At 55.9% G+C, this 26337-nt stretch carries 25 protein-coding genes and 1 rRNA gene; 23 read left to right on the top strand and 3 right to left on the bottom strand.

All coding sequences use genetic code 11. The features are described 5' to 3' along the window. The first annotated feature begins 111 nt into the window (after positions 1–111). The 10 genes from dapC to ACFQUU_RS20695 all read left to right on the top strand — a co-directional run bounded on the left by dapC (position 112) and on the right by ACFQUU_RS20695 (position 10600). Positions 112–1305, top strand: a complete 1194-nt coding sequence (dapC, locus tag ACFQUU_RS20740) for a succinyldiaminopimelate transaminase (RefSeq protein WP_382250020.1) — start codon at positions 112–114, stop codon at positions 1303–1305. Positions 1306–1338: 33 nt separating this feature from the next. After that, complete coding sequence (gene dapD / locus ACFQUU_RS20735; RefSeq protein ID WP_382250019.1) at positions 1339–2166, top strand: 2,3,4,5-tetrahydropyridine-2,6-dicarboxylate N-succinyltransferase; 828 nt, start codon at positions 1339–1341, stop codon at positions 2164–2166. A 185-nt stretch (positions 2167–2351) separates the two neighbouring features. Beyond that, positions 2352–3485 carry a PilT/PilU family type 4a pilus ATPase gene (locus ACFQUU_RS20730; protein ID WP_382250018.1) on the top strand — a complete coding sequence of 378 codons (1134 nt, stop codon included), beginning with the start codon at positions 2352–2354 and terminating at the stop codon, positions 3483–3485. A 27-nt stretch (positions 3486–3512) separates the two neighbouring features. Continuing rightward, entirely contained in the window at positions 3513–3869 is a 357-nt protein-coding gene (locus ACFQUU_RS20725) for an ArsC family reductase (RefSeq protein ID WP_382250017.1), read from the top strand. A 1-nt stretch (position 3870) separates the two neighbouring features. After that, positions 3871–4998: a succinyl-diaminopimelate desuccinylase gene (gene dapE / locus ACFQUU_RS20720; RefSeq protein ID WP_382250016.1), complete on the top strand. Its 1128-nt coding sequence runs from the start codon at positions 3871–3873 to the stop codon at positions 4996–4998. An 81-nt stretch (positions 4999–5079) separates the two neighbouring features. Next, positions 5080–5970 carry a 50S ribosomal protein L3 N(5)-glutamine methyltransferase gene (gene prmB / locus ACFQUU_RS20715; RefSeq protein ID WP_382250015.1) on the top strand — a complete coding sequence of 297 codons (891 nt, stop codon included), beginning with the start codon at positions 5080–5082 and terminating at the stop codon, positions 5968–5970. Beyond that, the gene (locus ACFQUU_RS20710; protein WP_382250014.1) at positions 5967–7958 is read left to right on the top strand and encodes an ATP-binding cassette domain-containing protein; all 1992 of its coding nucleotides are present in this window, start codon (positions 5967–5969) and stop codon (positions 7956–7958) included. Before prmB ends, ACFQUU_RS20710 begins: the two co-directional genes overlap by 4 nt. 95 nt (positions 7959–8053) lie before the next feature. Continuing rightward, positions 8054–9160: a CaiB/BaiF CoA transferase family protein gene (locus ACFQUU_RS20705; RefSeq protein WP_382250013.1), complete on the top strand. Its 1107-nt coding sequence runs from the start codon at positions 8054–8056 to the stop codon at positions 9158–9160. A 19-nt stretch (positions 9161–9179) separates the two neighbouring features. Next, entirely contained in the window at positions 9180–9761 is a 582-nt protein-coding gene (locus ACFQUU_RS20700; protein ID WP_382250012.1) for a GNAT family N-acetyltransferase, read from the top strand. Further along, a complete protein-coding gene (locus ACFQUU_RS20695) occupies positions 9761–10600 on the top strand; it encodes a Rossmann-like and DUF2520 domain-containing protein (protein WP_382250011.1) in 840 nt (279 codons plus the stop codon). Before ACFQUU_RS20700 ends, ACFQUU_RS20695 begins: the two co-directional genes overlap by 1 nt. Positions 10601–10859: 259 nt before the next feature. Here ACFQUU_RS20695 and ACFQUU_RS20690 read toward each other — a convergent pair whose 3' ends face one another. After that, a complete protein-coding gene (locus ACFQUU_RS20690; protein ID WP_382250010.1) occupies positions 10860–11219 on the bottom strand; it encodes a hypothetical protein in 360 nt (119 codons plus the stop codon). Between the two features lie 192 nt (positions 11220–11411). On the opposite strand from ACFQUU_RS20690, the gene ompR reads away from it, so the two are divergent. Together ompR and ACFQUU_RS20680 are read left to right on the top strand one after the other, a co-directional pair. Beyond that, a complete protein-coding gene (gene ompR, locus ACFQUU_RS20685; protein ID WP_382250009.1) occupies positions 11412–12179 on the top strand; it encodes a two-component system response regulator OmpR in 768 nt (255 codons plus the stop codon). 12 nt (positions 12180–12191) lie between these two features. After that, entirely contained in the window at positions 12192–13541 is a 1350-nt protein-coding gene (locus ACFQUU_RS20680; RefSeq protein ID WP_382250082.1) for an ATP-binding protein, read from the top strand. A gap of 120 nt (positions 13542–13661) precedes the next feature. Here the strand turns inward: ACFQUU_RS20680 and ACFQUU_RS20675 are convergent, their stop codons facing one another. After that, entirely contained in the window at positions 13662–15119 is a 1458-nt protein-coding gene (locus tag ACFQUU_RS20675; protein ID WP_382250008.1) for an aldehyde dehydrogenase family protein, read from the bottom strand. 353 nt (positions 15120–15472) lie between these two features. Here ACFQUU_RS20675 and ACFQUU_RS20670 point away from each other — a divergent pair, with 353 nt between their 5' ends. From ACFQUU_RS20670 to ACFQUU_RS20620, 11 genes are all read left to right on the top strand, one after another. Then, complete coding sequence (locus ACFQUU_RS20670; RefSeq protein ID WP_382250081.1) at positions 15473–16468, top strand: S1C family serine protease; 996 nt, start codon at positions 15473–15475, stop codon at positions 16466–16468. Between the two features lie 39 nt (positions 16469–16507). Beyond that, complete coding sequence (locus ACFQUU_RS20665; protein ID WP_382250007.1) at positions 16508–17524, top strand: AAA family ATPase; 1017 nt, start codon at positions 16508–16510, stop codon at positions 17522–17524. Further along, positions 17499–18434, top strand: coding sequence for a DUF58 domain-containing protein (locus ACFQUU_RS20660; RefSeq protein ID WP_382250006.1), 936 nt, complete (start codon positions 17499–17501; stop codon positions 18432–18434). Before ACFQUU_RS20665 ends, ACFQUU_RS20660 begins: the two co-directional genes overlap by 26 nt. Beyond that, positions 18431–19483: a VWA domain-containing protein gene (locus ACFQUU_RS20655; protein ID WP_382250005.1), complete on the top strand. Its 1053-nt coding sequence runs from the start codon at positions 18431–18433 to the stop codon at positions 19481–19483. Before ACFQUU_RS20660 ends, ACFQUU_RS20655 begins: the two co-directional genes overlap by 4 nt. 8 nt (positions 19484–19491) lie before the next feature. After that, positions 19492–20139, top strand: coding sequence for an SGNH/GDSL hydrolase family protein (locus ACFQUU_RS20650; protein WP_382250004.1), 648 nt, complete (start codon positions 19492–19494; stop codon positions 20137–20139). A gap of 72 nt (positions 20140–20211) precedes the next feature. Beyond that, entirely contained in the window at positions 20212–20685 is a 474-nt protein-coding gene (locus ACFQUU_RS20645) for a VOC family protein (protein WP_382250003.1), read from the top strand. Between the two features lie 363 nt (positions 20686–21048). Next, positions 21049–21822, top strand: a complete 774-nt coding sequence (locus ACFQUU_RS20640) for an SDR family oxidoreductase (RefSeq protein ID WP_382250080.1) — start codon at positions 21049–21051, stop codon at positions 21820–21822. A gap of 68 nt (positions 21823–21890) precedes the next feature. After that, positions 21891–23549 (top strand): long-chain fatty acid--CoA ligase, encoded by a 1659-nt coding sequence (locus tag ACFQUU_RS20635; protein ID WP_382250002.1) that lies wholly within the window; start codon positions 21891–21893, stop codon positions 23547–23549. Between the two features lie 54 nt (positions 23550–23603). Further along, positions 23604–24389, top strand: a complete 786-nt coding sequence (locus tag ACFQUU_RS20630; RefSeq protein ID WP_382250001.1) for an SDR family NAD(P)-dependent oxidoreductase — start codon at positions 23604–23606, stop codon at positions 24387–24389. 389 nt (positions 24390–24778) lie between these two features. Beyond that, complete coding sequence (locus ACFQUU_RS20625; protein ID WP_382250000.1) at positions 24779–25354, top strand: chromate transporter; 576 nt, start codon at positions 24779–24781, stop codon at positions 25352–25354. Beyond that, positions 25351–25935 (top strand): chromate transporter, encoded by a 585-nt coding sequence (locus ACFQUU_RS20620; RefSeq protein ID WP_382249999.1) that lies wholly within the window; start codon positions 25351–25353, stop codon positions 25933–25935. The genes ACFQUU_RS20625 and ACFQUU_RS20620 overlap by 4 nt, the downstream gene beginning before the upstream one ends. 279 nt (positions 25936–26214) lie before the next feature. Here ACFQUU_RS20620 and rrf read toward each other — a convergent pair. Further along, positions 26215–26327, bottom strand: a 5S ribosomal RNA gene (gene rrf, locus ACFQUU_RS20615). Positions 26328–26337 lie beyond the last annotated feature (10 nt).

Raw genomic sequence — 26337 nt, 5'->3', positions numbered from 1 at the left:
TCCGCAGATCATCATTTTCCATCCGGTGTGGCGGGCGCGCAGTACACGGCGGGCGGTATAATGCCGCGTTGTTTCTTTTAGCATTCCCTATCCCTTGCCGAGCTCTCCCACGTGAATCCGCTCTTAAATAAATTACAACCTTATCCTTTCGAAAAGCTGCGCGAGCTTTTCGCAGGCATTCAGCCCAATTCCGCATATTCTCCGATCAGCCTTGGCATCGGCGAGCCCAAGCATCCGACACCTGCGTTCATCCAGAATGCACTGGCGGACAATCTTGGCGGATTGGCAAGCTATCCGTCGACTACCGGTGCAGAGGGCTTGCGTGCTGCCATCGCTGGCTGGCTGGAACGCCGCTATGGACTACCGAAGGTCGATGCAGCCACGCAGGTATTGCCGGTCAACGGTTCACGCGAAGCATTGTTCGCGCTGGCGCAGACCATCATTGATCCGCGTCCCGGTGCGCTGGTAATGTGCCCCAATCCGTTCTACCAGATCTACGAAGGCGCAGCCTACCTCGCCGGCGCCGAGCCCTACTTTGTCAATTCCGACCCGGCACGCAACTTTGCGCCCGATTACCGCAGCGTCCCGGCCGACGTATGGGAGCGGGTGCAGTTATTGTATTTATGCTCACCCGGGAACCCGACCGGCGCAGTACTGACGCTGGAAGACTGGAAGGAACTGTTCGGATTGTCAGATCGTTACGGTTTCGTGATCGCCGCTGACGAATGCTATTCGGAGATTTACTTCAAATCGGTTGCCCCCCTGGGCGGCCTCGAAGCGGCACAGCAATTGGGACGGTCGGATTTCCGCCGCCTGATCGCTTTTTCCAGCCTATCCAAGCGTTCGAACGTGCCCGGCATGCGTTCCGGCTTTGTTGCCGGCGATGCCGAAATCATGAAGAAATTCCTGCTTTATCGTACCTACCATGGCAGCGCGATGAGTCCATCGATTCAGTCTGCGTCTATTGCGGCATGGAATGATGAACAACATGTGGCGGAAAACCGTGCCAAGTACATCTCCAAGTTCAATGATGTCACGCCGCTGCTGCAGGAAGTGCTCGATGTACAACTGCCGGACGCCGGCTTTTACCTGTGGGCCAAGGTGCCCAGGTTGTCCGATACGGAGTTCGCGAAGCGCTTGCATGCCGAATATAATGTGACCGTGTTGCCCGGTAGTTATCTTGCGCGCGATGCCCACGGCATTAACCCCGGACAGAACCGGGTACGCATGGCACTGGTGGCTGAAGTGTCGGAATGCCTGGAAGCGGCGCGCCGCATTGTCGAATTTACCCAGAAACTTTCCTGATTTCCTGATTCACTTACGTAAAAAGCGATCCAAATGACTCAACAACTCCAACAGATCATCGACCAGGCATGGGAAAACCGCGCCGACTTTTCGCCGAAATCCGCTCCCGCCGAAGTCCGCGATGCCGTGGCGCACGTGCTTGAACAACTGAATCAGGGTACTTTGCGCGTCGCCCAAAAAGACAGCGGCAACTGGGTCGTCAACCAGTGGATCAAAAAAGCCGTCCTGCTGTCTTTCCGCCTCGAAGACAATGTGCCGATGCCGGCCGGGGGCGACATGCAGTTCTATGACAAGGTCCCGACCAAGTTTGCCAATTACACCGCTGAAGATTTCGCCAAAGGTGGTTTCCGCGTGGTTCCGCCGGCAGTGGCACGCCGTGGCAGCTTCATCGGCAAGAACGTTGTGCTGATGCCTTCCTACGTCAACATCGGCGCCTATGTCGATGAAGGCACCATGGTCGATACCTGGGCTACCGTCGGCTCCTGCGCACAGATCGGCAAGAACGTTCACTTGTCGGGCGGCGTCGGCATTGGCGGCGTGCTTGAGCCAATGCAGGCCAATCCCACCATCATCGAAGACAACTGCTTCATCGGCGCGCGTTCGGAAATCGTCGAAGGCGTGATCGTCGAAGAAAACTCCGTGATTTCGATGGGCGTCTACATCGGACAGTCGACCAAGATTTACGATCGCGCCACCGGCGAAGTGAGTTACGGCCGCATTCCGTCCGGCTCGGTTGTCGTGTCGGGCAGCCTGCCATCCGCTGATGGTAAATACAGCCTGTACTGCGCCGTTATCGTCAAGCGCGTGGATGCGAAGACCCGCGCCAAGACCGGTATCAACGAACTGCTGCGCGAAGCCTGATGGCCTGAGTGATTTACCACGAAAGCGGAGCATCACGTTAGCCCACTCCGCTTTCGTTATTTTGTTATTCCGTTAGACAGGACAAGGCTTCCCTCAACTTGGGGAAGCCATACCAGATTCAACGCTTTAACAGCGGACAGGGTCGCCTGTCCCGCAAATTCCGCACACCCCGCACGGAGGCCGACATGGCGATGGATCGCTTGTTCCAGTTAATGAAGGACAAAAAGGCATCGGACCTGTTCATCACGGTGAATTCGCCAATCCATATCAAGATCAATGGGCATCTTCTTCCGGTCAATCAGCAGAAGATGGACAACGCGACAATCAAGTCGCTGCTTGCAGAAGTCGTCTCCACCGCGCAATTGCAGGAACTGGAAGCCCGTAACGAACTCAATATGGGTATTCCCGTTTCCGGACTGGGTAGCTTCCGCCTCTCCGCATTTCGGCAGCGCGGTACCTTCTCCGCGGTATTTCGCTACATTCCGGGCGATATCCCCCGCCTTGCCGACCTCAGCGTCCCTCCGGTGCTGGCCGATATCATCATGGAAAAGCGCGGCTTGATCCTGGTGGTAGGGGCGACAGGTTCCGGAAAGTCGACCACGATCGCGGCGATGCTGGATCATCGCAATATCCAGAAGACTGGCCATATCCTGACGCTGGAAGACCCGATTGAATTCCTGTTCACCAACAAGAAATCCATCGTCAACCAGCGCGAGATCGGCACCGATGCCGAAAGCCTGAAAGTTGCGTTGAAAAATGCGCTACGCCAGGCGCCCGACTGCATCCTGATCGGCGAAATCCGTGACAAGGAAACCATGGCTGCGGCGCTAGCCTATGCGCAGTCAGGCCACCTTGTCGTCGCCACCCTGCATGCAAACAACAGCTATCAGGCGCTGACGCGTATCATCAATTTCTACCCACTGGAAAACCGTCCTTCGCTGCTACCGGATCTTGCGGCAACGATCAAGGCGGTAGTGTCCCAGCGACTCGTGCTCGCCAAGGATGGCGGTCGCCGCGCGGCGGTCGAAGTGCTGCTCAATACGCGCCATATTGCCGAGCTGATTGAACAGGGCGACATCAGCCAGATCAAGGAAGCGATCGAAAAAAGCATGTCGCCGGGATCGCAGACTTTTGAACAGGCACTGATGCAGTTGATCCAGGACGATGTGATTACGCAGGAAGAGGCGCTGGCCAATGCGGACTCCGCGACCAACCTGTACTGGCTGATCAATAACGCGCAAGGCAAGGCGCCGGAACCTGAACCGGAACCAAAGAAGGACGACGGCCCGACCTTTACGGAATTCACCCTTAATGTCTGACCTCTGACCTTTTCACCCTTCAACTCAATGGCAATTACTCTCTACGGCATTCCCAACTGCGATACCGTCAAGAAGGCGCGCACCTGGCTTGATCAGAACGGCGTTTCTTATACCTTTCATGATTTCAAGAAGGCAGGGCTGAACGCGGACATCGTACACAGCTGGCTTAAATACGTACCCTGGGAAACGCTGGTCAATCGCAAAGGCACGACCTGGCGCGGCCTGCCCGAAGAACGCAAAGCCGCAATTATCGATGCCCGAAGTGCCGTCGCACTGATGCTGGAAACGCCTTCAGTGATCAAGCGACCCGTGTTGGTCGACGACAAGTCGGCACATGTCGGCTTTTCCGACGCGCTCTACCAGCAACACTTCGCCGGGTCATGACATGAGCCGTACGCTTGCGCTGACCGAGGAGCTGATTGCGTTATCGTCCGTGACACCGGAAGACAACGGCTGCCAGCAGCGTTTGATTTCACACCTGGAGCCGCTCGGCTTCCGTTGCGAAACCATCAGGTCAGGCAATGTCACCAATCTCTGGGCGCGCAAAGGCAATGTCCAGCCACTGATCGTCTTTGCCGGACACACCGATGTCGTGCCAACCGGACCGGCAGAACAATGGACTTCGCATCCGTTCTCGCCGACACGCCGTGACGGCAGATTGTTCGGGCGTGGCGCCGCCGACATGAAGACATCGATTGCAGCGATGGCGATTGCAGTCGAAGAATTCGTGCAGGCCCATCCCGGACATCGCGGCTCCATCGCCTTCCTGCTGACCAGCGATGAAGAAGGACCGGCAACCGACGGCACCGTCGTCGTCTGCAACATGCTGAAGGCACGTGGCGAGCAGCTTGACTATTGCGTTATCGGCGAACCCACCTCGAGCGACACGCTGGGTGACGTGATCAAGAACGGCAGGCGCGGCTCGATGTCAGGCAGGCTGATCATCAAGGGCGTGCAAGGTCATATTGCCTATCCGCAACTTGCAAAGAATCCGATTCACCTCGCCGCCCCGGCGCTAGCTGAATTGGTTGCCGAAAAATGGGATGAAGGCAATGAGTACTATCTGCCCACGTCCTGGCAGGTATCAAATATTCACGGCGGCACGGGCGCAGGCAACGTGATTCCCGGCGAGGTCGTGGTCGACTTCAATTTCCGCTTTTCAACGGCAAGTACCATCGAAGGACTGCAAAAGCGTGTACATGAGATACTGAACAAATACGATTTTGGCTACGACATCAAGTGGACCATCAGCGGACTTCCCTTCCTGACGCCGCGCGGCGAACTCAGCAAAGCCATTACACATGCGATCAAGAGCGAGACCGGTGTCGATGCGGATTTGTCGACGACCGGCGGCACGTCGGACGGCCGTTTCATTGCGCAGATCTGTCCGCAGGTGATCGAGTTTGGACCACCCAACGAAAGTATTCACAAGATCGACGAGAACATCGAGCTGCGCTTCATTGATCCACTGAAAAACATTTACCGGCGTACGCTGGAAAACCTGCTGCTGTAGCAAACTTTTCCACATTCATCGCACCCGTTTTTGATACCCGATACCCGTCGGGATGACCGAACACTTCAACCCCCTTTCTACATGACACCCAATAATTTCACTACCGTTCGCGATCTGTTGCGTTACGCCGTTACCCGGTTCAACACCGCCAATCTGTTTTTCGGCCACGGCAGCAATAACGCCTTCGACGAAGCCGCCTATCTGATTTTGCATACGCTCAAACTACCGCTCGACAAGCTTGAACCTTTCCTTGATGCTCACTTGTTGCCGAATGAAACAACGCAGGTGTTGCAGGTCATCGAGCGCCGCACCAGTGAGCGCGTGCCGGCTGCTTACCTGACCAATGAAGCCTGGCTGGGCGACTATCGTTTCTATGTCGACGAGCGCGTCATCGTGCCGCGCTCATTCATCGCCGAACTGATTCCGGAACAATTCTCACCGTGGGTTGAGGATGCGGAATCGGTGACCAGCATTCTCGAACTGTGCACCGGTTCCGGTTGCCTGCCGATCATGCTGGCCGATGCCTTCCCCAATGCCCAGGTCGATGCGGTCGACATTTCGGCCGATGCGCTGGAAGTGGCGCGGCGCAATGTCGCCGACTATGCACTGGAAGACCGCATCAGCCTTATTCAGTCCGACTTGTATGACAGCGTACCGAAAAAGAAGTACGACCTGATTGTCACCAACCCGCCATATGTCAATGCCGGCTCGATGTCCAAGCTGCCGGAAGAGTATCGCCGTGAACCACAAATTGCGCTGGCAGGCGGAGACGATGGCATGGATCTGGTGCGCAAGATCGTCGCTGGCGCGGCGGAGCGACTGACCCAGAACGGTGTCCTGATCGTCGAAATCGGTAATGAGCGCGCTTTCGCGGAAGCCGCGTTTCCCGAACTTGAGCTTACCTGGGTATCGACCAGCGCAGGCGACGACATGGTATTCCTGTTGACCGCAGACCAATTGAAGAAGCAATGATACGTTTTCAGCATGTCAGCCTCACACGAGGCATCAAGCCGCTGCTTGAAGATGTCGACCTGACCTTGAACCCGGGCGACAAGATCGGCCTGATCGGCGCCAACGGCGCGGGCAAGTCCAGCCTGTTTGCCATGCTGCGCGGTGAACTCCATGCCGATCTTGGCGAAGTCGACTATCCCGCGAAATGGCGCATGGCCTATGTCGCCCAGGAAACGCCCGCACTCGATCGTCCTGCGCTGGAATACGCAATTGACGGCGACGCCGACCTGCGTCGACTGGAAGCCGAACTTGCTGCTCTGGAAAACGGCCCGGAAAGCCATGGCGATGGCACACGAATTGGCGAGCTGCATGCTGCGCTCGCTGATGCCGACGCCTACACCGTGCGCTCGCGTGCAGAGCAGCTGCTGACAGGTCTCGGCTTCAGCATTGATCAGATGCAGCAGCCTGTCGCCAGTTTTTCAGGCGGCTGGCGCATGCGTCTGAATCTCGCCCAGGCGCTGATGTGTCCTTCCGAACTGTTACTGCTTGACGAACCGACCAACCACCTTGACCTTGATGCAATCATCTGGCTGGAAGACTGGCTCAAGCGCTACGAAGGCACGCTCATCATCATTTCCCACGATCGCGATTTCCTCGATGGCGTGGTCAATGTGATCGTTCATATCGATGAGCGCAAGCTCAAGCGCTATTCGGGCAACTACTCTTCCTTCGAACGCCAGCGTGCCGCACACATGGCACTGACCCAGGCTGCCGCTGAAAAGCAGTCACGGCAGCGCGCCCATCTGCAATCCTTCATCGACCGCTTCAAGGCGAAAGCGACCAAGGCAAGACAGGCGCAAAGTCGCATGAAAATGCTGGCGAAGATGGAAGAAGTAGCGCCGTTGCGCGCCGCGGCGGAATTTTCCTTTGAGTTTCGCGAGCCACTGAGTGCGCCGAATCCTTTGCTGGTGATGGAAGACGTCGTCGCCGGTTACCGAATCGAGAATGACAACGAGGTCACAGAGAAGCCCATCGTGCGAGGGGTCAATTTTTCCCTGCAAACTGGTCAGCGCATCGGCCTGCTTGGCGTAAACGGCGCCGGCAAATCAACCATGGTAAAAACCATTGCCGGCGAACTGAAGCAGCTTGAGGGAGACGTACGTCTTGGCAAAGGTTTGTCGATCGGCTACTTCGCCCAGCATCAGGTCGAAATGCTGCGGCATGATGAATCACCCTTATGGCACCTGGCCAAGATCGCGCCGACCACGCGTGAACAGGAGTTGCGCAACTTCCTCGGTGGATTCAATTTTGGTGGCGAAATGGTGACAAGCAAGATCGCTCCATTTTCTGGCGGTGAAAAGGCCAGACTGGCACTGGCGCTGATTGTCTGGCAGCGTCCCAACCTGTTGCTGCTCGATGAACCAACCAACCATTTGGATCTAGAAACACGCGAGGCACTGACTATGGCGCTTGCGCAATTCGAAGGCACGCTAGTACTCGTATCACACGATCGCCACCTATTGCGAGCCACCACCGATGAGTTCATGATTGTGGCGGATGGTAAGCTGCAACCTTTCGACGGCGACCTCGACGATTACAAGGACTGGCTGTTCAAGACCAAGCTGGGCAAGGCCGATGTAACGTTGCCGGCAACGGTTAAGACGGACGGTACGAATTCGCAAGCTGGCATCACTGGCTCTGAGTCGCGTGAATCCCGCGAAGACCGGCAAGAGCGCAGGCGCTTGGAAGCCGAGGAAAGGCAGCGCCTGTCTTCGCTGAAAAAACCGATCGAATCGCGCATCAAGCGTCTGGACGAACAGATGGCTAAGCTCAATGCGCGCAAGACGGAAGTCGATGCGAAGCTGGCCGATCCGTCAATCTACGACGATGCAAAGAAGGAAGAGTTGAAAGCATTGATCCTTGACCAGGCCTATCTGGCAAAGGAACTGGAACAACTGGAAACGGAGTGGCTGGAACAGCAGGACGCACTCGAACAGCTATCCGCATAACATGCCGCCCGTTCGGCGACGCGATAGGATAGGCATCGTCACAACGGGCACCGGGTCAAGCCAGGAAAAGAACCGCAAAGGACGGAAAGAGACACATGTCGCCAGCACGCCATTCTGCCCAGCCGATTGACAAGCCCCTGCACGGGATTCGTGTTCTGGACTTAACGCGCTTGCTGCCGGGGCCGATGGCGACCATGCATCTTGCCGACATGGGTGCGGAAGTCATCAAGATTGAAGACCTGGGTATGGGTGACTACGCGCGTACCATGGGGCCGGTGCGCAACGAAGTGTCGCAATTTTTTGTCGCGGTCAATCGCGGCAAGCATTCCTTGCGCCTCGATTTGAAAAATGCAGAGGACCGTGCCGCGTTCCTGGACATGGTCGCCACAGCCGACGTGGTGGTCGAAAGCTTTCGGCCCGGCGTGATGGACAAGCTTGGTGTGGGATGGCATGTCCTGAAGGAGCGTAATCCCAGACTGATCATGTGTGCAATTTCCGGTTACGGCAAAGACGGCCCGTTTGCACAGTTGGCCGGGCATGACATCAACTATATCGGCATGGCTGGCATCCTTGAACAAAATGTAGGGCGCGACGGGTTTCCCGCTTTGGGCAATCTCCAGGTCGGCGACTTGCTGGGCGGCGCGCAAGCCGCGGTGCAGGGCATTCTGGCCGCACTGGTTGGCGTTAAATGTGGCGGGACCGGACGATTCGTCGACGTGTCGATGACCGACGCGGTATTTGCGCACAACATCATGCCTTTAGTCGCAGTGAATAATTTCGGGAAACCAGCGGATCCAGGTCTGGATCTGCTCACGGGCGGCGTGCCTTGCTATAACGTTTACCGCACCAGCGACGGCCGCTTCATGGCGGTGGGTGCGCTGGAACTGAAATTCTGGGAAGGCTGCTGCGAGGTACTTGGCCGCCCGGATCTGAAGTCCCGTCATTGGAGCCTCGGACAGGAAGTTGGCGGTGCTGATGCACTGGCTGTGCGCAAGGAACTGGATGCCATCTTTTCTCAGGAAACGTTTGCCACCTGGACCGAGCGTTTCAGCAAGTCTGACTGTTGCGTGACCCCGGTCCTGCGCACCGACGAGGCCTTGTCGCATCCGCTGTTCGAGGCACGTGGCATGGCGTTACGCAGCAAGCATCCGACCGAAGGTGAATACTGGGCGACTGGCCCTGCAGTCAAATTCCATTCATGACAGGGATAAAACCGTGCGCATGCTGACACTCTTTCCGGAATTGCTGACTGACCGTCTGCGTCTGCGGCAGATATCGCCGGCAGACGCTCCTGCACTCTTCGCGATTCACTCAGACCAGGAATGGATGCGCTGGTATGGCGTCGATCCGGTCAAGGAGCCGGCCGAAGCAGTGCAATTGGCAGAGCTGTTTGCTAGCTGGTACGATGCCGGCACCGGCTTTCGCTGGGCTCTCGAACGCGTCGAGGACCGGCGCTTGATCGGCACCTGCGGGCTATTCCGCTGGAATCGCAGCTGGCGGAATTGTGTCATTGGCTATGAGATCGCCCGCGACTGCCAGCGCCAGGGATATATGCGTGAAGCGCTTACCGCCATGCTGGACTACGGCTTTAGCATGATGCGTCTGCACCGGGTTCAGGCGGAAACACACCCCGACAATGTGTCATCGATCGGACTTGCGACAAGGCTGGGTTTTCGCTTTGAAGGCATTCATCGCGAGCAGGCTTATTGGGGCAACCGTTTCCATGACCTGAATTGCTACTCGCTGCTGGAAACGGATTGGTCCGTAGTTCGGCGAGTGATGGCCGATGGAAGTGCCTTGTAATGCCTATCTTACCTACCATAAATATCATCGGCTGCGGCAAGCTGGGCATGACCCTTGGCCGGCTTTGGAATGACTGTGGCGCATTCACGATTGGCCAAGTGCTCAATCGCAGCCATCACAGTGCGGCCCAGGCGACAAGCTTCATGCATGGCGGCGTGCCGATTGCCGCGATAACTGAACTGCAGGCCGCAGACGTGTGGCTGATCGGGACGCCCGATGACGACATTGCAGCCGCTTGTGAAAGCCTAGCCGCCAGTGGTCTTTTGCGCCACGGCGATATTGTTTTTCACTGCAGCGGTGCCCTTTCTTCCTCTGCCCTTGCGGCAGCCTCGGCGTGCGGCGCGTTGGTTGCCAGCCTACATCCTATCCGCAGTTTTGCCGATCCGGCAGAAGTCGTGCAAAGCTTTACGGGAACCTATTGCGGTGCCGAAGGGGACATGGCAGCGCTGGAGCTTCTCAATGCGGCGTTTACATCCATTGGCGCACAAATTGTCCATATCGATCCGGAATTCAAAACGCTTTATCACGCTGCGGCGGTATTTGCGTCAAATTATCTGGTCACTGTGCTCGACGTTGCCGTGCAGGCATATGTGAAAGCGGGCATCGCTGAAGAGACCGCATTGCAATTGATGGAGCCGCTGGTACGCGGCACGGTCGACGGGGTATTTCGGCTCGGCACGACGCAAGCCCTCACCGGCCCCATCGCACGCGGAGACATTGCAACGGCCGTCAGGCAATTCCGGAGCGTCAACGCTTGGGACGAACGACACGGCGTTCTCTACAAGCAACTTGGAAAGCTGACTGCCGACATCGCCGCACGACGCCGCAACAAAGCCTGAATCCGGCGCCTGGAGCAGTAAAAGAATTCGCCTGCTTGCGCGAAACAGCCGAACGCGATATGCACGTAAAACAATTATTCAGTGACTCAATTACTCAAGAACGCCAGCTGCTCTGTTTTTGCGACCGTCACGGCTTGCGTGGCAATCGTTGCCAGCGCTGCCCTGCGGTCAAAACCTTGGGGAGGAGATTGAAGTGATTCAGGCAGGCGGGTTGCAGGCAATGCGTGTACCAAGGTGGACCACAGCGAAAAAATTTGCCTTAGCGCTTTGGGCCGTAAATATCGTGACCAACCTCGTCAATCTGACGGCGCAGCGCACGCCGCTCGTCAGCACTAAGCCGACCTTGCCGGCGAGCGTTTTCGGCGGCATCACCAGCGCGTCCTTCAGCAGGACCGCCGTAGCCGCTGCTTTCCTGGCCGGCGACGTCACGGCTCCGGCGCCGATCGGGCTGGGCCTGCTCCTGCTGATGACGAAAGTCACCGCGTTCTTGCGTCACGCCCTGCACCTGAAAAGCGCGCACGATCTCGCGTCCCGAGCGCCAACTGTCAGAGGGCGAGGCGATTGCGATCGCGGCGCCGAGTGCCAACAGAAGAAATGTGCCAAGGAGTTTGAGTCGCATTGTCGATAACCGATTAGTCATCGTTACTGGCAGAAGTTACCCCACAATCCGGGATACACTGCTAGCAACCATGAACCCAGTGTATGCTTGTTTGTGCGGCGCGATAATCCATGTAAGGTAAAGTTTGTAACACTTTGTAATGGTTTGCGCCAGACATATTCCCGCTTTTTTTTCTGACGTTACCATAGCGCCATGAATACGACAAATCTGACAACGAATCCGCCCGGGCATATGCCCAACGGCCATCAAGGCAAGATACTTGTGGTCGATGACGACCTGCGTTTGCGAGACCTGCTGCGACGCTATCTCGCTGAGCAGGGCTTTAATGTCGTCACTGCGGAAAATGCCCAGGCGATGAACAAGCTATGGATCCGCGAACGCTATGACCTTCTGGTACTCGACCTGATGCTGCCAGGCGAAGACGGACTTTCGATCTGCCGCCGCCTGCGTGGTGCCGGAGACCAGACACCGATCATCATGCTGACAGCCAAAGGCGAAGACGTCGACCGCATCGTAGGACTAGAGATGGGCGCCGACGACTATCTACCCAAACCATTCAATCCGCGCGAGCTGGTGGCCCGCATCAATGCCGTCCTGCGTCGCAAGGGACCGGACGAAATTCCCGGTGCGCCGTCCGAAACACCGCAGACCTTTACGTTCGGCGATTTCATCCTCGATCTGGGCACGCGCACCCTCAAGAAGAACGGCGAAACCATTTCGCTGACGACCGGCGAGTTCTCCGTGCTCAAGGTGTTTGCACGCCATGCTCGCCAGCCACTGTCACGGGAAAAGTTGATGGAACTGGCCCGTGGCCGCGAATATGAGGTCTTCGACCGCAGCCTGGACGTACAGATTTCGCGCCTGCGCAAGTTGATCGAACCCGATCCTTCCAATCCCATCTATATCCAGACAGTCTGGGGGCTGGGTTACGTCTTCATTCCTGAAGGCCAACCCCGCTAACGTCCGACCTTGATTCCCCTTATCGGAAACCGCCTTAACTGGCTTAGAAGCGGCCTGTTCTGGCGTACCTTCTTCCTGCTCGCTTTCCTGATTGCCGTCAGCATCATGGCCTGGGTGGCGAGCTTTCGTATTGTCGAACGCACGCCACGTGCTCAGCAAATGGCGGCACAGGTGATTTCCATCGTAACGATCACCCGTGCCGCCCTGACCCACTCTGCCCCGGACTTGCGTCGCGAATTGCTATTCGATCTCGCCAGCAACGAAGGCATCCGGATTTACCCGCTGGAAGAAACTGATGTGGTCAAGCCGCCGCCTGATAGTGGCCTGATGCCGGTGCTGGAAGAAAGTGTCAAGGCGAGATTAGGCAAGGACACTAAGTTTGCCGGCAGGGTCAATGATGTCGCAGGCTTCTGGGTGAGCTTCAAGATCGACGAGGATGAATACTGGCTGCGCCTGGACCGGGAGCGCATCGAAGGCGTGTCGAGCGTCCAATGGCTCGGATTGGGCACCACGACGCTGGTGCTGTCACTGTTTGGTGCGGTATTCATCTCGAGGCTGATCAATCAGCCACTGGCGCGTATCACCACCGCAACACGCTATATTGCGAAAGGACAGAAGCCGCTCCCCCTCCCCGAAAGAGGCCCGGCGGAAATCCGCGAGGCCAATCGCAGCTTCAATCAGATGGTGGCCGATCTTGACCGTGTCGAATCGGATCGCGCGGTAATCCTGGCAGGTATTTCGCATGATCTCCGCACACCGCTGGCACGCATGCAGCTCGAACTGGAAATGGCAAAATTACCGGATGATGCCCGCCAGGGCATGCAGTCGGATCTCGCACAGATGGACGAGATCATTGGCCAGTTTCTTGAGTATGCCAAGCCCTCCGACAAGTCTCCCGTCGCAAGCGTGGACCTGAGCGCGCTCCTGCGCGATTGCGCACATGAAGCCGAACGCCTACCCGACGTGAAGGTGACATCCAGCATTGCCGATGACGTCAATGTTTTCGGCAACGTGACTGACCTGCGCCGGGTCGTCAACAACCTGATCGAAAACGCCCGACGCTATGGCAAGACACCGGAGAGCGACCTGACGTGCATTGACATCGCCTGCAAGGCCCAGGCAAGCATGGCTGTCATCGAAATTGCCGACCGTGGGCCGGGAGTGCCCGAAGAGGAAATGGAAAGGCTGCTGCGCCCGTTTACGCGACTTGACACTGCGCGCGGGCAAGCCAACGGTGCCGGGCTTGGGCTGGCGATTGTGGACCGTATCGTACGACGCCATCATGGGCTCATGAAGCTCTCGAACAATCCGACTGGCGGCCTTCGGATCCGCATAACGATTCCGGTCACCGGGATACTATGATGTCGTCGAAGTGAGGCCAAGGTGATTCGCCTGGCCTTCGCTGTCAGCCCTTAGCCCTCAACGCCTGGAAATGACGAATGCGGTGTGCATCGGTACGAATGATGCGCACCGCTTACCATTTCAGTAAGGCGCCGTCGGGGCCAAGGCCGGTGCGTTAGGCTTGAACTGCAGCGATTTGTATTCCAGAAATTCTTCCATGCCGTATGGCCCCATTTCACGTCCGCGTCCAGATTGCTTGTACCCGCCAAAAGGAGCGAACAGGTTAAAGCCGCCACCGTTGATATCGACCTGGCCGGTACGTAAGCGCTTCGCCAACTGCTGGGCGCGCTCGTCCGACCCCGCCCATACGCCCCCAGCCAGGCCATATGGAGTTCCGTTGGCGATACGCACCGCCTCTTCTTCGTCGCGGTAGGTAATGATCGACAAGACCGGTCCGAAGATTTCCTCCTGTGCGATCGTACTGTCGGGTTTCACGCGGCCGAATACAGTCGGCTTGACGTAATATCCCTTCGGTAGATCTGCCGGTGCATCGGGGCCGCCGCACAGCAATTCCGCTCCCTCTTCCATTCCCTTGCGAATGTAATTGCGTACGCGTTCGCGCTGCGCTTCGGAAATCAGTGGCCCCAGTTTTGCGCTGCCGCCAAACGGATCGCCAACGGTAAACGCCGATGCCGCTTCCACAGCAAGCTTTGCCACTTCTTCATACCGCGATTCCGGCACCAGCATGCGCGTGTGGGCCGAACAGGTCTGGCCGCTATTAAGGAAGCAGGCATTGATGGTTCCTTTCACTGCCGTGGGAAGGTCCGCATCATCGAGGATCACGGAGGCGGATTTCCCGCCGAGCTCCAGCGCGACGCGTTTGACGGTGGCCGCCGCGACCTCGGAAATACGTTTGCCGGCCCGCGTTGACCCGGTGAACGACACCATATCGACGTCCGGGTGGCGAACCAGGGCTTCACCCGCGACCGGGCCGGTACCGCTAATCAAATTGAAAACGCCGGGCGGTAAACCTGCGGCGTCGATAACTTCGGCCAGGATGAAAGCATTCACGGGTGCCACTTCCGAGGGCTTGAGAACCACGGTGCACCCTGCAGCCAGGGCTGCGGCTACTTTCGCTGCAATCTGATGGAGAGGATAGTTCCAGGGTGTAATGCAAGCTACCACCCCGACCGGCTCGCGTACCACGCGCGAGTTGCCGGTGGTTTCCGACCATTGGAATTCGCTGGCCATTTTGGCGTAATAGCCAAAGTTCGCAATCGGTGATCCAACCTGTATCAGCCCGGCCAGCTTGAGCGGCATGCCGACTTCCGCGGCAATGACTTTCGCAAGTTCATCGCTACGCGCCTTCATGCCTTCCTGCACTTTTTTCAGCAAGGCGCCGCGTTCAGCGGGTGGCGTATTGCTCCAGTGATCGAACGCTGCCCGCGCTGCAGTGACTGCTGCATCGGCGTCGTGCTCGTCGCCTTCAGGAATAGTCGCCATTACCTCTTCGGTCGATGCATTGATGACGTCGATTTTTCCCTTGCCGGATGGGGCAGTCCATTTGCCATTGATATAAAAATTATTCCACTCTTGCATGATCCGTCTCCATTTGATTTATATGACACGCTACGTTCGTCGGGCTTATTGTTACATGGGATGCCGCAGCTTGCAGGTGGCGGAGTGGTTTCGCGTTGGTCGATTCCTCTCAGTTCCCTATGGCATCGATTTCGCAATCGGCTTTGTTCGATATGTATCCGACCGGTTCTTTTGCGTTGAGACAAATGATGTATTTTTCGCCGGTATAAATTCGTTACAAGTGCCGTCACGACGAAACAAATTCCCCGTGCCGGCGTCTACGAAACACGGTTACACACAGTCTGCTGTTGTCCGCCGTCGTGGCGTGCGACATGCCAGTCCAGGAGAAGGTGGCCGCAGGCGATGGGCACCAGATGAAAAAGAATCCCCTTTACAGCAAGTCATCCCGGACTCGTCGCGTCGATACGGCCGCGTCCGCCGCACCGGGCCGTCCTGCATCGCAATTGCATTCACAAGCGCCTCCGTCTTCGGACCAGGCGCATCCGCCTGTTTCACCGGCGGCTTCGACCGCCTCCGATTCTGCAATGCGCCCGCGTCGTTTTAACAGAATTCGCATGCTAGCCAGCAGACATGAGCGGCTGTTACTGGTATTCACCTCTGTTTTGCTAAGCGCCCTGCTGTTTTACGGGTACACCGAACTGCGTCCGGTCGAGCGGAAGCTGACACAGAAAGACATCGACGCTGCCGTCATGCACACGCTGGACCGGAACATTCTGCCATCACCAGAAGCAAAAGCCTTTGCACGCATACGCCCCTCTGTGGTGCGTATCACGCAAGTTGGCGGAAGTCAAAAGGAAACGACGCCGGCTAAAGCCCTGGGGGTAGGTACAGGAGTCGTTATCGTTGACCGCGGCATCATCCTGACCAATCTGCATGTGGTGGAAGGCGATAATAAAATCCAGATCGACTTTGCTGACGGCACCAAGTCCGATGCCGTGATTTTACAAAGGCAACCTGAAAACGATCTTGCAGTATTGCAGGCCACCACCATACCTGACGATTTAATTCCTGCAACCTTGCGCTCGACACAAGGGCTTGCCGTGGGCGACAAGGTGGTTGCGGTGGGATTTCCATTCAACATCGGTCCGTCCGCATCGTCCGGCATTGTTTCGGGTCTCAAGCGCAGTTATCACTCCGAAGACGAAAAACGGGTGCTTGCGAACCTGATTCAGTTCGATGCAGCGGCCAATCCGGGCAACTCGGGTGGCCCGCTGATCACCATGAATGGCGAGGTGGTCGGTATCGTTACCGCAATCTTGAGCCCGAACCCACAAGGGTCGTTTATTGGGATCGGTTTCGCTGTCCCGATTGAAACCGCCGCAGCTGCTGCAGGTGAAGCACCATTCTGAAACCGTAACGAACCATTCATATTGAACAGGCAGGAGCTCATGGAAGACAGAGACAAGGTCAGTACCGAAGTATCACGCCAGATGGAGCAGGTGCTCTACGAGGTCAAGCGCATTGTGGTCGGCCAGGATCATTTTCTGGAACGGGTACTGGTGGCAATTCTTGCACGCGGCCATCTGCTAGTGGAAGGTGTGCCTGGACTAGCCAAGACGCTGACCGTCAAAACGCTGGCGCGCACCATACAGGGGAGCTTCAAGCGTATTCAGTTCACCCCGGACCTGGTGCCTGCGGACCTGATTGGCACCCGTATCTACAATCAGAAATCCGGCGAATTCACGACATCGCTCGGACCGGTTTTTGCCAACCTGATCCTTGCCGACGAAATCAATCGTGCGCCAGCCAAGGTACAGAGCGCATTGCTGGAAGTCATGCAGGAAGGACAGGTAACGATCGCCGGCGATACGCATAGGGTGCCGATGCCTTTCCTGGTCATGGCAACGCAGAACCCAATCGAAACAGAAGGTACTTATCCACTTCCAGAGGCCCAGGTCGACCGCTTCATGATGAAAGTGCTGGTCGACTACCCAACCGAGGAAGAAGAATTCGTCATCGTGAATCGCGTGACCGGCCCTGCCCCCGACATTGCGGCGGTGACCAGCACCGAGCAACTGGCACGCCTGCAGCAGCAATGTCGCGAATGCTATGTGGATCCTTCTCTGGTTCACTATGCCGTGCGACTGGTCGCGGCCACACGTGATCCGGACCGCTACAACGTTCCCAATCTGGCGCACTACCTGACATGCGGCGCCAGCCCTCGTGCATCGATCTACCTGGTTGAAGGTGCACGTGCACTTGCGCTCCTGCGTGGCCGAAACCATGTACGACCTGAAGACGTCAGCGACCTGGTACCGGATGTCTTGCGCCATCGGCTTGCGCTTTCTTATGAAGCACTGGCGGATGCGATTACACCTGATCACATCATCCGTCGCATCATGAAACACATACCCGCTCCTGAAAGGATGCTTGAAACCCATGTCCGAGTTGACGCCAACGCCTGAAGCCGTTCTCCGCCGCATCGAGTTGACAGTGTTACGTCAGCTCGACGGGATGTTGCATGGGGATTACCACACCCTGTTTCGTGGACTCGGCATGGATCTGGCCGACTTGCGCGAATACCATTATGAAGACGATGTAAGACATATAGACTGGAACGTCACCGCGCGCATGCAGACTCCCTATGTGCGGGAGTATTATGAAGAACGGGATGTCACCGCCTGGTTTTTGCTCGATCTGAGCGCTTCCGAAGATTTCGGATCGCAAGAGGTGACCAAGCGTTCGCAGGCGGCTGAAGTGGTGGGCTTGCTGTCGAGCATGTTGACAAGGCATGGAAACCGCGTTGGCGCCCTGTTTTATGGAGGCAGCGTGGACACGGTGATTCCGTCCGGCAGCGGCAGACGCCATGTATTGCAAATCCTTCACAGGATGATGGCACGCGACCGGCTGGTGCATTCCGGAGCGACGCGGTTGGAGGATTTGCTGAAGACATCGGCGCAAGTCATGAAAAGGCGATCACTGGTGTTTGTGATTTCCGACTTCATCTCCCAGCCTGGCTGGGAAAAAGCCCTGGCCATGTTAACGCAGCGGCACGACGTACTTGCCATGCGCTTGTACGATCCTCTCGAAATGGAGTTACCCGATCTCGGCCTGCTGACCATGCAGGATTCGGAGACCGATGAACAGCTATTGGTGGATACGCACGATCACGCTTTCCGCTCACGCTTCAGCGCTGCTGTAACACGGCGCGAGGAAGCCTTGCATGAAGCATTTGCCAATGCCGGAGTCGATGTGCTTGAACTGTCGACTGAAGACATGGTAGTGGACGCGCTAGTCCGATTTTCCGAACTGCGCAAGGGCCGTAGTCGCCTGATGGCGGGAGGCTCGCTGCCGATGCATATGGGGCGAAGATGACTTTTATCTGGCCTGGTTTCCTGTGGTTCCTGTTATGTGTGCCACTACTCATAGTTACGTACTGGCTGATGCTTCGCAGGAAAAAGAAGCATGCGGTACGTTATGCTGGTCTCTCTACCGTCAAGGAAGCAATGGGACGCTCGCAGCAGCTCCGTCGCCATTTGCCACCCTTGCTGTTTTTGGTCGCCTTGACGGTAATGTTGCTAGCCGTAGCACGCCCGGCTGCCCTCGTCACCTTGCCGTCGCAATATGAGACCGTCATTCTTGCCATTGATGTATCGGGCAGCATGCGTGCAAGCGATGTGACGCCAACCCGTATTGCAGCGGCACAGGCTGCAGTGCGTGGCTTCGTCGAGCAGCAGCCACGCAATACGCGAGTAGGCGTTGTTACCTTCGCCGGCACTGCGGCATTGACCCAACCACCCACGGAAAACCGGCAAGACATTCTTGCCGCGATTGATCGCATCCAGTTGCAACGTGCTACCGCGATAGGCAGTGGAATTTTGGTCTCGTTGAAAGCTATCTTTCCCGAGATCGAGTTCAATCTCAACTCGTCCGACCCACGTCCTGCAGAAAAAGACTACAGCGAGGCACGTGCCATTGGTGAGAGATCAAAGGAAAGGCGCGCGGACGTCAAACCCGTCCAACCAGGGTCGTACACCTCGGCGGCGATCATTCTGTTGACTGATGGTCAGACCACGACCGGTCCGGATCCCATCGAATCCTCCAAGATGGCAGCGGAGCGCGGTGTTCGTGTGTTTACGGTAGGTATCGGCACAATCGAAGGAGAAGTCGTTGCCGGCGAGGGCTGGTCCATGCATGTGCGGCTTGATGAAGACTCACTGAAAAAAATCGCCACCTCGACCGGAGCGGAATATTTCTATGCCGGCACCGCGGACGACCTGGCCAAGGTATACAAAATGCTCAACTCCAAGCTGACGCTGGAGCGCAAGGAAACCGAAATCACGGCGCTGTTTGCAGCGGTCGCCGCATTCTTTGCGTTACTATCAGCGATGCTGTCAATGCTGTGGTTTAACCGCATTCTGTGACTCCTGCAATGCCGCACGACGAAGGACTCCGCGACCATGGTGCGAAGTCCTTTGCAGCTCGGGTAATCGTTATCGCGGCCTATGGCGAATCAACCATGACCGGCTGGGGTTTGCCCTATGGACAGGATATTCCTACTTTTTTACAGCGGCTGCTGCCTCATACTTGCGTTGTCAATGAGGGTGTCCCGGCAACCACGGCGCGCCAATTGCTTACAGGCAGTGACGGCAAGCATATGCACCCGTGGCGTCGCCAGATGCAGAATAGCCGAGCATCCATCATCGTACTGAACCGTGGAATTAACGAGCCGTACAACGGGGAATCGCCGGCGGACTTCAAGCAGGCACTACAAGAGTTGACGATCACCGCTCTGCATGCCGGCAAGACAGTCGTGCTGCAGACACCAAACCCTACTATTACTGGTACTGAGCTTGATCGCGGAGTGGCGGCCAGTGCACGCGTCATCCGTGAGGTAGCCCATGAGTTGCAGCTACCGCTGTCGGATGCATACAGTCTCGTGCAGCGTTTGCTACGGGAAAAGGGGGGTACCAGTATTCCAGATGGCGTACATCCGACAGCGGATGTGTACCAGGTGATGGCGATCGACCTGGCGCAGATCATTACGCCACTCCTGGCGTCGCTCCAGGGACCGGCTTGAAGGAAAGTTCATCCAGAAACTGCGTTGTCCGTCACGGTATCATGGCTTGCCAATTCTTCAGGAGGAATGCCCATGTTTGAGGTTGCTGGACTAGACCATATCTACATCGCTGTTTCCGACTTGCGGCGCTCAGAACTGTTTTACGACCGGGCAATGACGACGCTGGGTTTCCATAAAAACTCATTCACGCTGAAAGGTGATCCGCACATTCAGTATTTCAATCGACATTTCGGCTATGTGCTGCGTCCGGCGCGGACTGCACGGAAACATGATAACTACGCGCCCGGTGTACATCATCTTTGTCTGCGTGTTAATTCAATCGACGATGTTATCAATGCGGCTAAAGCGTTGAAGGAAGCCGGAGTGGACGCACATCCGGCAAAACACTTTCCGGAATATGCGCCTGATTATTGGGCGACGTTTTTCTCCGATCCGGATGGGCTGCGCCTTGAAATCACCAACTACAGGCAGGAGCGCCGTGAACGCCATGACAATTGGGACAAACTGCTTGAAAGGGAAGAACCTAAAACGATCGAAAAGGGTTAGCTAGAGATAAGGTTTCGATATGCGAAACTTCGTTCCGATCTGTTGCTCGGTATCAAACCATGTAGTTTCCATTTTTATTTAGTCTAGGAAAGATCGGGGTTTTCCTGCGAAAAGTTCGGCATTTCCGCGCCAAGTGGAACTCAATTGGTTCTCTTTACAGCCGCCAGCTGGGCTGTTACGATAATTAAAATCAGAACATTGTTTCGCTATGCAGAACAGTTTAATGGTAAGCCCTTGCTGTATTTCCTAAGTTGCTTAGTTCTACAAACGTATAAGAACGAGTAGTGACAACACAGCCAGTTCGCAATTGCACCACCATGTTCCATACAAAGTACGTTTTGCAAATTTCCCAGGAGACACATGATGAGCGTCAAGCAATTATTCAGCCTTGAAGGTCGTATCGCCTTGATTACCGGTGGTTCTCGCGGGCTGGGATTGCAGATGGCTGAAGCGCTCGGTGAAATGGGATGCAAGCTCGCTCTGACAGCGCGCAAAGCGGATGAATTAGCCGAGGCAAAGTCTCATCTTGAGCAGATGGGATATGAAGTGCTGACTGTCGTCAACGACTTGTCTAACTCCGGCCAGATTCCTGGCATGGTGGATCAGGTCATGCAGCGTTTTGGCGCCATCGACATCCTGGTGAACAATGCTGGCGCAACCTGGAGCGCACCTGCTGAAGAGTACCCCGACGAAGCATGGCGCAAGGTGTTGGGGTTGAATGTCGATTCTTTGTTTTTTGTGGCACGTGAAGTCGCGAAGCGCAGCATGATCCCGAGAAAGTCCGGCAAGATACTCAACATTGCTTCTGTCGCCGGATTACGTGGCAGCGCCGTCAACGTCAACACGATCGCGTACCACACATCAAAAGGTGCCGTCGTCAACTTCACTCGCTCTCTCGCGTCCGAATGGGGAAAGTACAATATCAATGTGAATGCGATCTGCCCTGGCTTTTTCCCTTCCAAGATGTCGGCTGGCTTGCTGGAGAAGGTTGCTGAGTCCGTCATTGCACGAGCACCCCTGCATCGTATCGGCGGTGACGAAGACCTGAAAGGCGTCGTCGTATTTCTCGCCTCGGAAGCGTCACGCCATATCACCGGCCAGGCCATTGCTGTGGATGGCGGCATCAGTGCGGTGTAAGTGGAAGCGATCACGCCGAGCCTCGCCATCCTGCATCACGCCGCATTAACTGTTTATTGAAGAACACCATGTCCGACCGCCATCTGGCATTCTGGCCAAGCACCCTGCCGAAACACCTGACGGTGCCGCAGACCAATCTTTACTATAACGTGGAAGTGTCTGCGACACGTTTCCCCGATAAACCATATATCCTGTTTTACGATACGCCAATCACCTTTGCGGAATTCCGCGATGAGACGGAGCGCATTGCCGGTTTCCTGCAGCAGGAGTGCAAGGTAAAGCAAGGCGATCGCGTGTTGCTCTACCTGCAGAACAGCCCACAGTTTATTCTTGCCTACTACGGTATCTTGCGGGCGAACGCCGTCGTTGTTCCTGTCAATCCCATGAATCGTACCAGCGAGTTGCGTCACTACGTGTCCGATACCGGCGCAACCACGGCGATCGTACCTCAGGATCTGTATGCACAGATAGCTCCGCTGCTCGGTGACGGACTAGAGCAAGTTATCCTGGCCGCCTATTCCGATTACCTGAAGCGTCCTACCGATCTGCGGATGCCGGAGTTTGTCAGTGCCTCGCGTGAACCTATCACTGGCAAAGGCGTAACGCTTTGGTCGGATATGCTCGCAAAAAATCTGCGGCCTGGTCCGCTGACGACTGGCCCGGACGATCTGTGCGTCATGCCTTATACATCGGGCACCACTGGCAATCCCAAAGGCTGCATGCACACACATCGCAGCGTCATGTATAGCGTGGTGGCAAGCATGCAGTGGTTTGGCACGCAACAAGACGCGACTTTGCTATCCGTACTGCCGTTTTTCCATGTCACCGGTATGCAGGGAAGCATGAGCGGCCCACTCTATCTCGGCAGCACGATTGTGTTGCTGCCGCGCTGGGATCGGGAAGTCGCGGCGGAATGCATACAGCGTTATCGCGTGACCTCGCTGCAAGTGATTTCAACCATGGTGGTTGACTTGCTCGCCAACCCAAAGATCGGTGAATACGACCTTTCGAGTATTAGAGGCGTACGTGGTGGAGGTGCAGCAATGCCGGAGGCGGTTGCACAAAAATTAAACGATATATTCGGTGTGCCTTACGTTGAAGGTTACGGCATGTCGGAAACGATTGCTGCAACCCATATCAATCCGCCGCAGAGACCGAAGAAGCAGTGCCTCGGCGTGCCGCTCTTCGATGTTGACGCACGGGTTGTCGATCCATCGGACTTTCATGAATTGCCGCCCGGCGAGGTCGGTGAAATCGTCGTCAATGCGCCCAACGTCATGCTGGGTTACTGGAATCACCCGGAAGGTACGCGCGAGGCTTTCGTCGAGATCGACGGCAAGCGTTTCCTGCGGACCGGCGATCTGGCCATGACCGATGAAGACGGTTACTTCTTCATGGTCGACCGCCTCAAGCGCATGATCAATGCATCGGGTTTCAAGGTATGGCCTGCTGAAGTTGAAGCCCTGATGTATCAGCACCCGGCGATACAGGAGGCCTGTGTAATCGGCACCCGCGATCCCAAACGTGGCGAGACAGTGAAAGCAGTGATCGTCTTGCGCGAAGCCTTCCGTGGCAAGGTGAGCGAGCAAGACATTGTCGAATGGGCACATCAAAATATGGCCGCCTACAAGAGTCCGCGCATCGTGCAGTTTGCCGAATCCTTGCCCAAGTCGTCGACGGGGAAGATTCAGTGGCGTGAATTGCAGGAGAAGGAAAATGCTGCCTGAAAACAAATCACTCACAGGCCTGTAAATAGAAAATCATCTGGGACAGGAGACAACATGCGTTTTGAAAACAAGGTAGCCATTATCACCGGTGCCGCAAGCGGTATTGGTCGCGCGACCGCACTCCGTTTAGCGCGTGAAGGTGCCTGTGTAGCACTGGTCGACCGCAACGATGCCGGCCTTGCCGAATTGGCAGCTCAACTGCCTGATACGTCAAAGGTCTGGTCGCGCGCGCTCGACATCTCCCGCGAGAAAGAAGTGCAGGCTTGTGTGAGCGATGTTTTCACCCGCTTCGGACGCATTGATGCCATGTGCAATAACGCCGGCATTTCCGGCGGTGACTACTCTGCAATTACAGATACCGATACCAGCGTCTGGCAGCAAATCCTTGCTGTGAATGTCATGGGCGCTGTCCATTTCACCAAATACGCCGCGCGCATCATGTGTGAACAGCGCGGTGGCGCTATCGTCAATACGGCATCCGTAGCAGGCGTTCGCTCCGGTGCTGGCGGCAACGCATACAGCGCATCGAAAGCAGCGGTGATCAACCTGACGATGACTACCGCTTGCGACCTCGGCCAATGGAATGTACGCGTCAATGCGGTTTGTCCCGGTCTGATCGAAACAGGAATGACTGCGCCTGTGTTTGAACGGGCGCGCGCTGTTAACAAGGAAGACAAGTTAGGCTCTCGCTGCGAACTGCGTCGTTATGGGCGCCCCGAAGAGGTCGCGGCAGTGATCGCTTTTCTCGCCAGTGACGATGCCAGTTATGTGACCGGGCAAGCGCTGCCGGTCGATGGTGGGAACACCGCCTCCTTGAATTTGCCGGGTATGAAAGTCTGATTAACGCCTTGCAGCCTTCAGCGTAGTTCCACCATCTTTGGATATGACTGTGGTGCGTCATCGGCAGTCGATGTATGTAATTGCCTGCCGATGATGCACCACCTTCCGTAACCAATCAGTAGGGCAACAAAGCAACAACATCATAAATGTGTTTCGAGATACCGAAGCACATGAACCGGTGTCTCTTATCGCTTAACTGCGATCGGCATTCTTTCGATATCCTACCGGCGATTGCGACTCTTATAGATGCTTCTGATTAAGAATAGAACGGAGCCATAATGGATATGGCGCTTTTGAAAGCGTCGGTTGGAAATTGAAGGCTCGAGCGAGGAGCGACGTTTGATTAGAATGAAGGATACTCGCAATTACGGCCTCTTCGCCGCATCATCATGCCTCCAAAAGATTCTGTGACTCGCAATCAGCCCAAGTCGTCGTCCGACCTTTTCCTTTCCTTTACCTTTATCGCATTACAGGGGTTTGGCGGAGTATTGGCAGTGATCCAACAAAATCTTGTGGAACGCAAGCGTTGGCTGACGAGAGAGGAGTTTATTGAGGAATGGGCAGTCGCACAGATCATGCCCGGACCGAACGTCGTCAACCTCGCACTCGTGATCGGTGGCCGCTATTTTGGTTTACGCGGCGCACTCGCCGCCTTGGGCGGAATGATTCTTGTCCCTCTTCTGCTTTTGCTAGTTCTTGCAGTCATTTATGACCAGTTCGCCGACAATCCCGAGATTGCTGGCGCACTACGTGGAATGGGTGCCGTAGCGGCTGGTTTAATCGGCGCCACCGGCCTAAAACTGGCCACCACACTTAAAAATCATCCTCTTGGCAGAGGGCTTGTGATCGCTTTTTGTCTCCTTGGCTTTATCGCCGTTGCTTTACTGCGCTTCCCCTTGGTCGCCGTTTTACCTGTCTTGGGAAGTCTTACCTGCTTTCTGACCTATCGAAAGATGAATCCATGAACTTGCCCCCATCACTTCATCTTGAGTTAATGGATTGGCTCAGTCTGTTTGGACAGTACATGCTCTTGTCCTTACTGTCGATTGGCGGAGCAATTTCCACAACTTCAGAAATGCATCGCTTTCTCGTCGATGAACATCAATGGCTTACGGCTAGCCAGTTCAACGCATCGATTGCCATTGCGCAGGCAGCGCCTGGGCCAAACGTCCTTTTCGTTGCATTGATGGGCTGGAATGTCGGTATGAATGCAGGTGGGCTGTCTACTGCATTACTAGGCGTCGTGATTACCATGGTAGGAATTCTTTTACCGAGTACCACGATGACCTACCTTGCAGCTCAATGGGGATATCGGAATCGCGAACTCCGTTCAGTCCGTGCGTTTAAGTCCGGTATGGCTCCCATCGTCATTGCACTACTACTTGCAACAAGCTGGACGCTTGCCAGTGTAAATAGCGCAGGTAACGATCAGTGGAAATTATGGATTGTCTCGCTCGTATCCGCGCTAATCATCTGGAAAACGCGACTTCATCTTCTCGTCTTGCTAGCAGCCGGCGCTTTGCTTGGATGGTTCGGTTTTATTTGAAGCATCTTTGGACTTTCCGTACATGCACCGCTGTCCGCCTTTGCTGCCGTAGGGCGTTGTGCGGCCCTGCCATGGGCGGATTCTGCCTCGCTGGAATTACTGCGCCTTGTTCGAACTGCCAAACGCTGAGAACATGAGAGATCTTTTTAGGCTAAAGACGCGGAAGAAGAAGGGAAAAAGCGATAATGAGATAAAGCTAGTTGCGAAGGTGCAGTGCAAAAGCTGAAGCGCAATGCAAAAAGCCCCAGCTCGTTGGAGCTGGGGCTTTGGGTAACACAAGCCTGACGATTACCTACTTTCACACTGGTTGCAGCACTATCATCGGCGCGAAGTCGTTTCACGGTCCTGTTCGGGATGGGAAGGGGTGGGACCAACTCGCTATGGTCATCAGGCATAACTGGT

This window comes from Herbaspirillum sp. GCM10030257, assembly GCF_042666555.1.
In the GTDB taxonomy this organism is placed as follows: Bacteria; Pseudomonadota; Gammaproteobacteria; order Burkholderiales; family Burkholderiaceae_D; genus Noviherbaspirillum.
The sequence above is the reverse complement of the archived record's forward strand: the minus strand, read 5'-3'. Positions and strand labels throughout refer to the sequence as shown.